Below are 13,277 nucleotides of genomic sequence, written 5' to 3'. Positions count from 1 at the left end.
ACGAAAATTATTGCTGACGACATGACGTTCCGTAAAAAGGCCTATTCGGGTCGACTGATATTTGATCATCTCCCGAAAACGGCAGGACAAGCAATTAACGCTTGGCTGATTTCTGAGCTAGGAACAGGATGCGTGACACCTAACTTGATTGGTGAACACTCAGACCTTATAAGAAATTATGGGGGAGCATACTCAGTAATCAGCGCGCATGTCCATTTTCAATATGGCGAGACTCTGGATCCTCGTTATCAATATATCACGCTATTTCGCGACCCTATCGATAGAATAGTATCCTGGCTATATTTCGTTGTTAATAACCATACAGATGCACAACTGCCTTTCTTGAGGAAAGCCTGCTTGGAGTTTATTAACAATGGAGATATTTCGCTGAATCCACGCATCAGCAATGGATATGTAGAGCATTTCTCTCGTATTGGAGGAATATCAGATGAGAGCGACGAAAAGAAGATAGAACATGCTTTTTCCGTCATAAAACAATATGATGTTGTCGGCCTTTACGATAATATTCCAGGATTTCTTTCAGACACCGCCACGTTGATCGGAGTCTCAGCTCCTGAAAAATTAAAAGGCGTTAACATCACAAAGCAACGGCCTCAGATGAATGAACTTTCGTCTGATATGCGTGAGAGAATTGTCGCCCTCAATCGCCTTGATATTCGTCTTTTTGAAATGGTAGTGGCCTGGAAGAATTCCCCTGACGTAGAGGAGCCACCTCAGAATGAATCTCTCATTAAATACCAGTTAACCAAGCATGAGAGAAAACACTATCGCAACACTTCGACAGTCGACCTGAGAATATCATCAGCAACAGTACGAGAAGGCGGTGAATTCACACCAGGTCAACTGATGACCTTCGACATTGACATCTCCTTGAACAGGGAGATGACAAACTTCGAAATTGGCATTCACATTTTTGATTCCGTCGGAAATAAGGCTTTCGAAACCACCAGCACGGCACTAGGTCACAGCTATCCATTGATGGGTGCTGGATACTATCGAATTAGCCATTATGTCATAGCGGATCTTCCGATTGGAAAGTATACTGCGGGTCTTTCATTTTCTGAAAGACTGCCTCAAGGATTAAAAGATGTTTTCTGGCAGGATGTACTTTACGGTTTTGATGTAGTGCATCCCAAAGACAACATGTTCAGCGGTCATTCCTATCTTCCTGCCGCCCTCAGCGTAGCAAAAACCAAGAACGCATTGGTACCTACCATTGTTTCCAACCATGCTGGTTTCCTCCGAGCCATAAATCCTCCAGAACAACTTACAGCTGGCGAGTCAACATGCATCAAAGTAGAGGTATCAAACTCCAGTGACTGCATCTGGCAAGGAGACACTTATCTTCCAATTAGTTTTTCATACCATTGGTTGAAATCGAATGGAGAGATATTTCTTTCTAATGGCTTGCGTAGCGCAATTCCGGATGGTGGATTTAAGCCCAACACAGTTCGAACTGGAGAGCTAAGAGTCGAGGCCCCCAATGAAACAGGTTCATTCATCTTGGTGCTGACACTTGTTCAAGAATCAGTTGCCTGGTTTGAGGAAAATGGTTTTTCAGCTGCACAGCATACTATTGAGATCAAAGAACCCAATGCTTAAATCCACCGACGTGTTGTGGCACCAAGCCACGGTTAGCCGCAGACGGCGAGAAGAACTGAACTCACATAGAAGCGCCTTGATATGGTTCACCGGTCTTTCGGGTTCCGGCAAGTCGACGTTAGCCCATGCTGTTGAGGAACGCTTGCATATTGCAGCAAGAAGGACGTTCGTGCTGGATGGAGACAATGTCCGTCATGGCCTATGTGGTGACCTGGGCTTTTCGGAAAAAGATCGCATTGAAAACATTCGACGCGTAGGCGAAACAGCGAAATTATTCTTAGAGGCTGGTGTTATCACGCTCACAGCTTTCATTTCACCTTTTCGGTCCGATCGTGAGCGTGTGCGCTCAATCTTGCCTCATGGTGATTATCTTGAAATCTTCTGCAATTGCCCTTTAGAAATTTGTGAAAAAAGAGATGTCAAGGGGCTCTACAAAAAAGCACGGCTCGGTGAAATAAAAAATTTCACTGGCATTTCTTCTCCTTACGAAAAGCCAGATGCTCCAGACCTTCTTGTCGACACTTATAGCTCTTCGATAGAAGAATGCGTTGATAAAGTGCTTCAATTATTGAAATCGCGTGGCATTGTTGAAAATATATAGCATTCTCTTTGTGAAAAATATATTCGTTGACTTGAAATTCATATGAACAACACGATGTCAACCATTGCAGTAAGCTCACACCTCTCCACGCAATCCGTCAACATCAGTGATTTGATGGTTCAAAGCGGCGTGGCATTCGGCACCAGTGGTGCCCGCGGCCCGGTAGTGGCCATGACCGATGCGGTCTGCTTTGCCTACACGGCTGGCTTCTTGCAGCACATGACGAGTCTGGGCGAGTTCGCTCCCGGCAAATCGGTGGCTCTCGCTGGTGACCTGCGCCCCAGTACGCCTCGCATTCTGGCGGCTTGCGCAGCCGCAATCGAAGCGCAGGGTGGCATCGCTGTGTTCTGTGGTTTTGTACCTTCTCCGGCTCTGGCGCTTCACGCCTTTTCGCTGAAGATCCCGTCGCTGATGGTGACGGGCAGCCATATTCCCGACGACCGCAACGGCATCAAATTCAATCGCGTTGCGGGCGAAGTTTTGAAGCCCGATGAAGCGGGCATGAAGGCCCAGCAGATCGACCTGCGTACAGGCGATTTCGACGAGGCTGGCGCGCTGCGCCAGCCCAAGGCACTGCCAGAGGCTGTGGATGTGACCGGCGCCTATATCCAGCGCTATGTGGACTTCTTTGGCGCCGGTTCGTTGAGCGGCATGCGCGTGGGGGTGTACCAGCACTCGGCGGTGGGGCGCGACATTCTGGTGGCGCTGTGCGAAGCGCTGGGTGCCGAGGTCAAGGTGCTGGGCCGCTCGGCCACCTTCATTCCTGTAGACACCGAAGCGGTGCGCCCGGAAGACGTAGCGCTGGCGCGCCAATGGGCTGCCGAGCACAAGCTGGATGCCATTCTTTCGACGGATGGCGACTCCGACCGCCCCCTGATCGCCGACGAGCATGGCGAATGGCTGCGCGGCGATGTGCTGGGCATCCTCTGCGCCCACTATCTGAACGCGCAATGCGTGGCGACGCCGGTCAGCAGCAATACCGCGCTGGAAAAGTCCGGCTGGTTTGCGCACACGGCGCGCACGCGCATTGGGTCGCCCTATGTGATCGAGGCCATGGAATCGGCGCTGAAGCAAGGCCGGCAGGGGGTTTGCGGCTATGAGGCCAATGGCGGCTTCCTGCTGATGAGTCCCATGCAGGCGGCAGGCCGGGAGCTCGCACCGCTGCCCACGCGCGATGCGGTGCTGCCGATGCTGGCGGTGCTGGCCAGCGCGCGGGCCAAGGCCTGCCCGGTATCGGCATTGCTCGCTGCCCTGCCCCCCCGTTTCACCTGCAGCGACCGTATCCAAAATTTCCCTACGGCATTGAGCCAGGAACGCTTGGCTGCACTGCAATCGGGTAACGAGGCCGAGCAGCGCCAGGCATTCGAGCAGGTGTTTGGCGAGGTATCGGGTACCGTGATCGGACTGGATGCCACCGATGGGCTGCGCGCAACCTTTGCCAATGAGGAAGTGATTCATCTGCGTCCTTCGGGGAACGCGCCTGAGCTGCGTTGCTATACCGAGGCGTCTACCGCAGCGCGGGCCGCGCAGATCAACGCTGCGGCGCTGAGTGTCCTGGCGGGCTGGCGGCCCGCATGACTGCATCTGTTGCGTGCTTGTTACCTGTGGACCGCGTGGGTTGCCGGCACAATGCCGCACGCAGTGCTATGAGCATCCAGGGGAGTCTTGGGAGCAACTGGTCATTCCAGGAAATAATTTCGGCGGACGATTGAACTGGCCGTTCATCCTTCGACAAGCTCAGGACGAACGATTGTCGCGCTGAATATCGAAGAATGTGCTCTGGTTGGTTTTGACAGTACGTTTTTCTCCAACGCTTCCACTCACAACAGAAGTTGGAACAGAGGGCCGGGTTTAGATGCCGCCAAGGCGCCGAGCCTGATTCCATGCACTACACAGCAAGAGGCACATTGATGAAGAAGATTTTGGTGACCGGCGCGGACGGATTTACCGGCCGCTACCTGGCCGTGGAACTGCAGCGCGCAGGCTATGAAGTGCATGGATTGGTGCGCAATGCCGCGGCTGGGAATGTCGAAGGCGTAAGCGCGCTGCATGCGGCCGATCTGTCGGATGCTGCCAGCCTGGCGAAAGTGGTACAGGAAGTGCAGCCGCATAAAGTGGTGCATCTGGCAGCCATTGCATTCGTCGCGCATGGCGATGTGGAAGCCATTTACCGCACCAACCTGGTGGGCACGCGCAACCTGCTGGAAGTCCTGGCCCAGTCCAACGCTCCCCTCGATGCAGTGCTGCTTGCCAGCAGTGCGAATGTCTATGGCAACTCCGTGGGTGGCGTGCTCGATGAGAACACCCCGCCCGCGCCTGCCAATGACTATGCCGTCAGCAAGCTGGCCATGGAATATGCGGCACGTCTTTACGCCGATCGCCTCCCGCTGATCACGGTGCGGCCGTTCAACTACACCGGCGTGGGCCAGGCCGACAATTTCCTGATTCCCAAGATCATCAGCCATGTACGCCGCCGCGCTCCGCTGATCGAGTTGGGCAACATCGATGTGGAGCGCGATTTTTCCGACGTGCGCAACGTCGTTCAATCGTACCGCCGCCTGCTTGAAGCGCCGGCTGCCGTCGGCCAGACTTTCAACGTGTGCTCAGGCCAGGCATGGTCGTTGAATGATGTGCTGAACATGGCACGCGAGATCTCGGGACATGACTTCGAGGTGCGCGTGAACCCGGCGTTCGTGCGCCAGAACGAAGTGAAGACACTGGTGGGCAGCCGCGCGAAGCTGGACGCGGTGGTGGGCGAAGTGCCGGAGATTGCATTGCGCGATACCTTGCGCTGGATGCTGGAGGCGTGAGGCGTGGATTTGAAGTTGGTCTTGTCGGTGGAGGCCCTGTCCCCCCACCTCACAGGGATCGGGCGCTATACCTGGGAGTTGGCGCAGAGGCTTCCCATGAAAGGCCAATTGCAGGAGATGCGGTTTTACCACGGAGGGCGCTGGATAGACGAGCCGGCACGCCTGCTCAAGACGCCTGCATCGGCATCGACAAAGAAGAAGCCCTTGGTCAGCGTCAAGCCTCCGCGCTGGCTGCGCGACTGGCGCAACTCTGCCATTTGCCGTGACCGGTTGTTCCACGGTCCGAACTTCTTCCTGCCGGCCTGCGCCGAGGCGGGCGTGGCCACCGTGCATGACCTGTCGGTATTCAAATATCCCGAAACGCATCCCATCGAACGCATCCGGCACTTCGAGCGCGATTTCAAGGCGTCGATGGCGCGTGCAAGTCATCTGATCACAGATTCCGAGGCGACGCGGCGCGAAGTCATGGAATTTCTGGGCTGGCCCGCGGAAAAGATTACCGCAGTGCATCTGGGGGTGTCGCCTCAGTTCGCGCCAGCCTCGGAAGTTGAGCTCGAGCCATGCCTGTCGCGCTACGGCCTGGGCTTCAAACGCTATGCCTTGTGTGTGTCCACACTAGAGCCACGCAAGAAGATTGCCAACCTGCTGCAGGCCTATGAAAGCCTGCCCGCGGCAGTGCGTGAACAATACCCCTTGGTGCTGGTGGGCGGCGCGGGCTGGCTCAGTGATGGGTTACACGCGACAATCGAACGTTTGGCGGCGCAAGGCTGGCTGCGCTATCTGGGCTTCGTGCCTGAGGCCGATCTGCCCGCGCTGTATGCAGGTGCCCAGGCATTTGTCTACCCGTCGATCTATGAAGGTTTCGGCCTGCCGGTGCTTGAAGCCATGGCCTCGGGCGTGCCAGTGGTGACTTCCATCTTCACTTCACTTCCCGAGGTGACGCAGGGCGCGGCGCGGCTGGTCGATTCGGATGATATCGATGCGTTGAGCCTGGGCATTCATGCCAGTCTGTGTGATGAGGGCTGGCGTGCCGCTGCCAGGGAAACAGGCTTGGCAAAGGCGCGGAATTTTACGTGGAGCCGCTGTGTCGATCGGACAATTGATGTCTATCGGCAGGTGGCTGGCAAGAGCAGCTGACCACCAGCGAAGCAAGTGATAAACATGATGACTGAACATATGAATGCAAAACCTGCCGCTTCCACGGCGCGCTCCACGACCTTGCGCATGCTGATTGCGTCAGGCGCGGTGGCCGTGTTGAGCGCCTGCTCCACAGCGCCCACCTGGCTGCCCACCTCCGGTCCCAGTACAAAACAGGTCGAAGAGGCGGTGGCAAACCCCGAAGACATGGGCATCCAGATCGTCGAAGTCAATGACACGGTCGCACGCCGCGTGCTGGCCAGCCAGCGGCAAAGCCTGTTCTCGGAAGTCTTTGATGCCACGGCGCAATCCGGCTATGTGATTGGCGCGGGCGACGTGATCGAAGTCTCTGTGTGGGAAGCACCGCCCGCGGCGCTGTTTGGCAGCGGTGCGATCGACCCGCGAGGCGGCCCTTCGACGACACGTGTCACGGCCCTGCCCGAGCAGATGGTCAACAGCAACGGCAGCGTCAATATTCCGTTTGCAGGCCAGATCATGGCGGCCGGACGGACGCCGCAGCAGATCGAGACCGAGATCATCCAGCGCCTCAAGGGCAAGGCCAACCAGCCGCAGGTGCTGGTGCGCATGATCCGCAACAACACTGCCAATGTCACGGTGGTGGGCGAAGTCGCCAACAGCACGCGCATGCCGCTGACGGCGCGTGGCGAACGGCTGCTCGACGCGTTGGCCGCGGCCGGCGGCACGCGCCAGCCGGTCAACAAGATGACGCTGCAGCTGACACGCGGCACCCAGGTGCAGGCCCTGCCGCTGGACACCATCATCCGCGACCCGCGCCAGAACATCGTGCTGCAGCCCGGCGATGTCGTGACTTCGCTGTTCCAGCCCTTGAGCTTCACCGCACTGGGTGCCACCGGCAAGAACGAAGAACTGAACTTCGAGGCGCAAGGCATTTCGCTGGCGCAGGCGCTGGCGCGCGTGGGGGGTGTGCAGGACATGCGCGCCGATGCCCAGGGCGTGTTCATCTTCCGCCTCGAGTCGCCCGCGGCGCTGGATCTGCAGGGCAAGACCGTGGCGACCACGCCCGAGGGCAAGGTGCCGGTCATCTACCGAATGAATCTGCGTGACCCCGCGACTTTCTTCGTGGCGCAGAGCTTTCCGATGAAGGACAAGGACCTGCTGTATGTCTCGAATGCTCCCGCAGCCGAACTGCAGAAGTTCCTCAACGTGATCTTCTCGACCATCTACCCGGTGGCCAACCTCATCAGCGTGACCAGGTAACTTGCTGCCTGCTTTTGTAGTTGGGAGGTGGCTCCATGCGTGAGTCATTGATCGATGTGACCCGCCTGGTGGACAGGGCCATGCAAGGCCGCCTGCCCACGGGCGTGGACCGCGTGAGCCTGGAATACGTGCGCCACTTTGGCGACCGTGCGACGGCACTGGTGCGTTTTGCCGGGCAGTGGATAGAGCTGTCCGAGGCGGACTCGGAGCGGCTTTTCGCGGCGCTGCCGAAACCGGGGCACGGCTTCAATGCCCTGGTGCGGCGCGCCGTGGCCAAGGCATTTGTACGCAGCGTGGGGCGGCAATTTTCGCGGCCACGCTTTTTCTTCAACACCGGGCACAACGGCCTGGAAAAGCCGCAGTACGCGCAGTTCCTGCAGCGTTCGGCGCTCAAGCCGCTGTATTTCGTGCATGACCTGATTCCGGTGTCGCATCCCGAATACTGCCGGCCCGGCGAGACCGGCCGCCATGGCGTGCGCATGAACACCATGCTGCGCACCGGCCATGGCGTCATTGCCAATTCGGCGGCGACGCTGGCCGAGTTCGCGGCCTATGCCCAGTCGTCGGGCATGCCCCTGCCCGCCACCGCGGTCGCCCTGCTGGCGCCGGCGCAGCTGCCCGCGCCGGCGCCCCAGCGACCGATGGAGGCGCCCTACTTCGTGATGCTGGGCACCATCGAGCCGCGCAAGAACCACTGGCTGATGCTGCAGCTGTGGCGCCAGCTGATCGAGCGCCTGGGCGAGGCGGCGCCGCGGCTGGTGATCGTGGGCCAGCGCGGCTGGCTCTGCGACAACGTGATGGACATGCTCGAGCGCTGCGAGGTGCTCAAGGGGTTTGTCTTCCAGCAGGCCGGCTGCAGCGATGCCGAACTGGCGACCTGGCTGGGCCATTCGCAGGCGCTGCTGTTTCCCACGTTTGCCGAAGGCTACGGCATGCCGCTGGCCGAGGCCCTGGCGCTGGGCGTGCCGGTCATTGCCAGCGATCTGCCGGCTTTCCGTGAAATCGCTGGCGACATCCCCGAATATGCCGATCCGCTCGACGGGCGCCGCTGGGCGCAGCTGGTGGTGGAATACGCACAGCCGCACAGCGAGATGCGGCGCGGTCAGTGCCGCAAGATGGGCGGCTTGGCGCTGCCCACCTGGCAGGCGCATTTCCAGCAGGTCGAGGCGTTGATGGAGCAGTTGCGTGTTGCCGCAAAGCCCTGAGCCATTTGCCTTCCCCGTCGTGCATGCGCTAGATTTTTCTGCCTGGAAACGCTCCGCCGTGCGCCAGTGCTTCCCGCGGTCGCGCGTGGTGTTCGTTTCCAGCGTGGCCGAGGTGCCGGCGGGCGGGGTGCTGGCCGCCTGGGGCATGAAGCCGTTTGGCGGCGAGTTGGCGGCAGGCGTGCGCGTGCTGCGGATTGAGGATGGATTCCTGCGCTCGGTGGGCCTGGGTGTCGATCTGATCCGGCCGATGTCATGGGTGGTCGATGGCCGCGGCATCTACTACGACGCCACGCGCCCTTCCGATCTCGAGCATCTGCTGTCGACCATGCCGTTCGATGCCGCCACGGTGCAGCGCGCGGCGCGGCTGCGCGAGCGCGTGGTGGCCCAGGGCCTGACCAAGTACAACACCGGCGGCCAGCGCTGGCAGCGGCCCGCGGCTGCGGCCAGCGTGGTGCTGGTGCCGGGGCAGGTCGAAAGCGATGCCTCGCTGGCCTACGGCGCGCCGGGCATCCGCTCGAACATGGCGCTGCTGCAGGCGGCGCGCGCGGCCCACCCCGATGCCTATCTGGTCTACAAGCCGCACCCCGATGTGCTGGCCGGGCTGCGCGCGCGTGGCGCGGACGAGCAGGAGGCGCTGCGCTGGTGCGACGAGGTGGTCGAGCATGCGCCGATGGGCGATCTGCTGATGGCCGTGGACTGGGTGCATGTGCTGACCTCGCTGGCGGGCTTCGAGGCCCTGCTGCGCGGCAAGGCCGTGACCTGCCATGGGCAGCCCTTTTATTCGGGCTGGGGCCTGACGCAGGACATGCTGCCCAATGTGCGCCGCACGCGGCGCCTGGCGCTGGACGAGCTGGTGGCCGGGGCGTTGATTGGCTATCCGGTGTATCTGAGCCGCACCGGCAGCGGCCAGCTGGAGCCGGAGCAGGCGTTGGATGAACTGGTGGCGTGGCGCGAACGGGATGGCGGCAAGCTGCCCTGGTGGCGCAAGTTGTTTCGGGTGGTGCTGCGGCAGGTGGTGGGGGTTCGATGAGTCGGGTGCGTTCTTTTCTGTTGCTGCAGGGCGTGTGTTCGCCCTTTTTCCTGCGCCTGGCCGATGGTCTGAAGGCCGACGGCCACCAGGTCCACAAGATCAATTTCAATGCCGGCGACTGGCTCTACTGGGGCGGGCGTTCGGCATCGAACTACCGCGGCCGGCTGGCCGACCTGCAGGATTTTCTCGACCAGAAGTACCGCACGCTGGGCATTACTGACCAGGTGCTGTTTGGCGACTGCCGGCCGGTGCACCGCCCCGCCGTGGCGCATGGCCAGGCCCTGGGCATTCGCACCCATGTGTTCGAGGAAGGCTACTTCCGCCCGCACTGGGTCACGCTCGAGCGCGACGGCGTCAACACGCACTCGCTGCTGCCGCGCGATCCGAACTGGTTTGCCGATGTGGGCCGCCGACTGCCCGCGCCGGCGCCCGTGCAGCCGTTCGTCTCGCCGTTTCGCATCCGCGCCATGCATGACATCGCCTACCACTCGGCGGGCTTCTGGAACCCCGTGGCGTTTCCGCGCTACCGCACCCATGCGCCGGTCAGCGCCGCCACGGAATACGCAGGCTATGCGCGCCGCCTGCCGATGCTGCGCTACCACGCGCCGCGCGACGACGCGTTGATCCAGGGCCTGCTGCGCGACGCCACGCCGTTCTACGTGCTGCCGCTGCAGCTGGGCAGCGATGCGCAGATCCGCGAGCATTCGATGTTCAACGACATGGCCGAGGTGATCGAGTATGTGCTGGCCTCGTTTGCGCGCCACGCGCCGGCACAAAGCCGGCTGGTCATCAAGAACCACCCGCTGGACATCGGGCTCGACCAGCATGCGCGCACCATCCGCCGCCTGGCCGCGCACTACGATGTGGCGGGCCGCGTGGATTACATCGAAACCGGCAATCTCGACGCCCTGCTCTCGCATGCGCGCGGTACGGTCACGGTGAACAGCACCGTGGGCGCGAGTTCGCTGGGCCTGAACTGCCCGACGCTGGCGCTGAGCAACCCGATCTACCACCTGCCCGGGCTCACCTTCCAGGGCACGCTGGACGATTTCTGGCGCAACGGCACGCCGCCCGACGCGGCGCTGTTCACGCATTTCCGCAACACCGTGATCCACACGACGCAGGTCAACGGTGGCTTCTATTGCCGCGACGGCATTGCATTGGCCGTGGCGGGCAGCCGCCGGCTGCTGGCCGCCGAGCGCTCACCCCTGGAGGAATGGCTATGACGCCACGCACTGTATTGATCACCGGCGCCACTGGGGGCATTGGCGGCGCGCTGGTGGAGTCGTATGCCGAACCCGGCAACACGCTGATCCTGCAGGGCCGCAATGCGCCGCGGCTGGCCGAGCAGGCGGCTTTTGCGCAGGCGCGCGGCGCGCGCGTGCTGACCCAGGTGCTCGATGTGCGCGACCGCCCGGCGCTGGCCGCCTGGCTGCGCGAAGTGTGTTCGCAGGAGCAGGTCGATCTGCTGATCGTCAACGCCGGAGTGAACACCAACATCGGCCCCGATGGCGCGGGCGAGCGCTGGGAAGATATCGAGGCGCTGATCGACGTGAATCTGCTGGCGGCCATGGCGACCGTCGATGGCGTGCTGCCCTCGATGCGCGCGCGCGGCGCCGGGCAGATCGCGCTGATCAGTTCGCTGGCCGCGTATTTCGGCCTGCCGGTGACGCCCAGCTACTGCGCCAGCAAGGCCGCGGTCAAGGTCTATGGCGAGGCCTTGCGCGGCTGGCTCGCGCCCGAGGGCGTGCGCGTGAACGTGGTGATGCCGGGGTATGTGGAGTCGCAGATGTGCCACGACATGCCCGGCCCCAAGCCGTTTCTTTGGCCCGCCGACAAGGCCGTGCGCTGCATCCGGCGCGGGCTCGAGCGCAACCGGCCGCGCATCAGCTTCCCGTTTCCGCTGAACTTCGGCACCTGGTGGCTGTCGGTGCTGCCGCCAGCGATCTCGGAACGCATCCTGCGGCTGATCGGCTACCGTGGCTGAAGCCATGCCCTGGAGCGCGCTGGCCTGGCCCGTGGGCCTGGGCCTGCTGCTGTCGTTTGCGCTGGAGCCCGCGGTGCAGCCCCGGCCCCTGCCCTGCTGGCGGCGACCGGCGGCGGCCAGCGCCCTCCATGTCGCGCTGTGGCTGCTGCTGTTTTGCTTCGAGCTGGCGGTGTTCCACCGGCCGTGGTTTGCGATGGCCATCGTGCTGGCGTTCCAGCTGTTCGTGGTGCTGGTCAACAACGCCAAGTTCCACTCGCTGCGCGAGCCTTTCATCTACCAGGACTTCGAATACTTCCTCGATGCGCTGAAGCACCCGCGCCTGTACCTGCCCTTCCTGGGCAAGGCGCGCGCGGCGCTGGCCGTCGCGGGCTTTGGCGCGGCCTTCTATGGCGGCCTGCATTTCGAGCCGGCGCTCAGCGCTTCCATGCCGCTGGCGGCGTTCTTCGGCATGGTGGCGGCGCTGGCGCTGGGCGCGGGCGCGCTGCTGTGGTGGGGCAGCCGCCAGCATCTGCCCGTGGGCTTCGTGCCGCAGGAGGACCTGCGCCAGCTGGGCCTGCTGGCCAGCCTGTGGCGCTATGCGCAGGAAGAGCGCCGGCACCACCCGCTGCCCGCGGCGCAGGCCGACATGGCAGCGCCTGCCGAGGGCACCCCGCTGCCGAATCTGGTGGTGGTGCAGAGCGAGTCGTTTTTCGATGCGCGGCGGCTGTATGCCGGCATCCGCCCCGAAGTGCTGCAGACTTTCGATGCGCTGCAGGCATCGGCGGTGTGCCAGAGCCAGGTCGAGGTCGCGGCCTGGGGCGCGAACACCGTACGCACCGAGTTTGCGTTTCTCTCCGGGCTGAGCGCCGCGGCGCTGGGCGTGCACCGCTTCAATCCCTACCGCAAGCTGGCGCGCCAGGGCGTGCCGACGATTGCCGGCCAGCTGCGCCAGCTCGGCTACCGCACGGTCTGCGTGCACCCGTACCACGCGAGTTTCTACACGCGCCACCTGGTCTACCCGCAACTCGGTTTCGATGAATTCATCGATATCGAGAGCTTCCGCGATGTGGAGAAGACCGGGCCTTACATCGGCGACGTGGCCCTGGCCGAGAAGGTCTGCGCCCTGCTGCGGCAGGCGTCGAGCCAGCCGCTTTTCGTGTTCGTGATCACCATGGAGAACCATGGCCCGCTGCACCTGGAGAAGCCGCAGGCGCAGGATGTGGAACAGCTGTATGCGCAGGCGCCACCCGCGGGCTGCGGCGATCTGACGATCTACCTGCGCCACCTGCGCAACGCCGACCGCATGGCCGCGATGCTGCGCGACCAGCTGCAATCCATGGCCACGCCCGGCTGGCTGTGCTGGTATGGCGACCATGTGCCCATCCTGCCGCAGGTGTACAAGGCGATGCAGGAGCCGGATGGGAAAACGGATTACTTCGTGTGGCGCAATGGGGTTCCGGGTGCAGGGGAAAAGGTGGAGCTGCGGGTCGAGGAGCTGGGGGATGTGGTGTTGGCGGCGATGGGGCTGCGCCGCTAAGATCTTGGAGGGCAGGACGTTCATTCTTCGACGGGCTCAGGACGAACGGTTGTTTGCGTTCGTGGTGAGCGGTCACGTCGAAGCATGAATGTCCTGTCCTCACAAACAAAAAACGCACTGCCAAGGCAG

11 protein-coding genes are annotated in these 13,277 nt (G+C 61.6%); all 11 read left to right on the top strand.

The window, feature by feature from the left end; genetic code table 11:
* The first annotated feature begins 21 nt into the window (after positions 1–21).
* The 11 genes from HUK68_RS19145 to HUK68_RS19095 all read left to right on the top strand — a co-directional run bounded on the left by HUK68_RS19145 (position 22) and on the right by HUK68_RS19095 (position 13,148).
* Positions 22–1,623 carry a sulfotransferase family 2 domain-containing protein gene (locus tag HUK68_RS19145; protein ID WP_175505639.1) on the top strand — a complete coding sequence of 534 codons (1,602 nt, stop codon included), beginning with the start codon at positions 22–24 and terminating at the stop codon, positions 1,621–1,623.
* Complete coding sequence (gene cysC / locus HUK68_RS19140; protein WP_175505638.1) at positions 1,616–2,224, top strand: adenylyl-sulfate kinase; 609 nt, start codon at positions 1,616–1,618, stop codon at positions 2,222–2,224. Before HUK68_RS19145 ends, cysC begins: the two co-directional genes overlap by 8 nt.
* 42 nt (positions 2,225–2,266) lie before the next feature.
* Positions 2,267–3,802, top strand: coding sequence for a phosphomannomutase (locus HUK68_RS19135; protein WP_244146214.1), 1,536 nt, complete (start codon positions 2,267–2,269; stop codon positions 3,800–3,802).
* A 332-nt stretch (positions 3,803–4,134) separates the two neighbouring features.
* Positions 4,135–5,034 (top strand): GDP-mannose 4,6-dehydratase, encoded by a 900-nt coding sequence (locus tag HUK68_RS19130; RefSeq protein WP_175505637.1) that lies wholly within the window; start codon positions 4,135–4,137, stop codon positions 5,032–5,034.
* Between the two features lie 9 nt (positions 5,035–5,043).
* Positions 5,044–6,171, top strand: a complete 1,128-nt coding sequence (locus tag HUK68_RS19125; protein WP_175505902.1) for a glycosyltransferase family 4 protein — start codon at positions 5,044–5,046, stop codon at positions 6,169–6,171.
* Positions 6,172–6,198: 27 nt separating this feature from the next.
* Entirely contained in the window at positions 6,199–7,410 is a 1,212-nt protein-coding gene (locus HUK68_RS19120; protein ID WP_434082469.1) for a polysaccharide biosynthesis/export family protein, read from the top strand.
* 35 nt (positions 7,411–7,445) lie between these two features.
* Positions 7,446–8,615: a glycosyltransferase family 4 protein gene (locus tag HUK68_RS19115; RefSeq protein WP_175505636.1), complete on the top strand. Its 1,170-nt coding sequence runs from the start codon at positions 7,446–7,448 to the stop codon at positions 8,613–8,615.
* A 58-nt stretch (positions 8,616–8,673) separates the two neighbouring features.
* Positions 8,674–9,645 (top strand): capsular polysaccharide export protein, LipB/KpsS family, encoded by a 972-nt coding sequence (locus HUK68_RS19110; RefSeq protein ID WP_244146213.1) that lies wholly within the window; start codon positions 8,674–8,676, stop codon positions 9,643–9,645.
* A 5-nt stretch (positions 9,646–9,650) separates the two neighbouring features.
* A complete protein-coding gene (locus HUK68_RS19105) occupies positions 9,651–10,871 on the top strand; it encodes a capsule polysaccharide biogenesis protein (protein WP_244146212.1) in 1,221 nt (406 codons plus the stop codon).
* Positions 10,862–11,632 carry an SDR family NAD(P)-dependent oxidoreductase gene (locus HUK68_RS19100; protein ID WP_175505633.1) on the top strand — a complete coding sequence of 257 codons (771 nt, stop codon included), beginning with the start codon at positions 10,862–10,864 and terminating at the stop codon, positions 11,630–11,632. The genes HUK68_RS19105 and HUK68_RS19100 overlap by 10 nt, the downstream gene beginning before the upstream one ends.
* Positions 11,625–13,148 (top strand): LTA synthase family protein, encoded by a 1,524-nt coding sequence (locus HUK68_RS19095; protein WP_244146211.1) that lies wholly within the window; start codon positions 11,625–11,627, stop codon positions 13,146–13,148. Before HUK68_RS19100 ends, HUK68_RS19095 begins: the two co-directional genes overlap by 8 nt.
* Positions 13,149–13,277: the final 129 nt, after the last annotated feature.

The sequence above is a fragment of the Comamonas antarctica genome (assembly GCF_013363755.1).
In the GTDB taxonomy this organism is placed as follows: Bacteria; Pseudomonadota; Gammaproteobacteria; order Burkholderiales; family Burkholderiaceae_C; genus Comamonas; species Comamonas antarctica.
The sequence above is the reverse complement of the archived record's forward strand: the minus strand, read 5'-3'. Positions and strand labels throughout refer to the sequence as shown.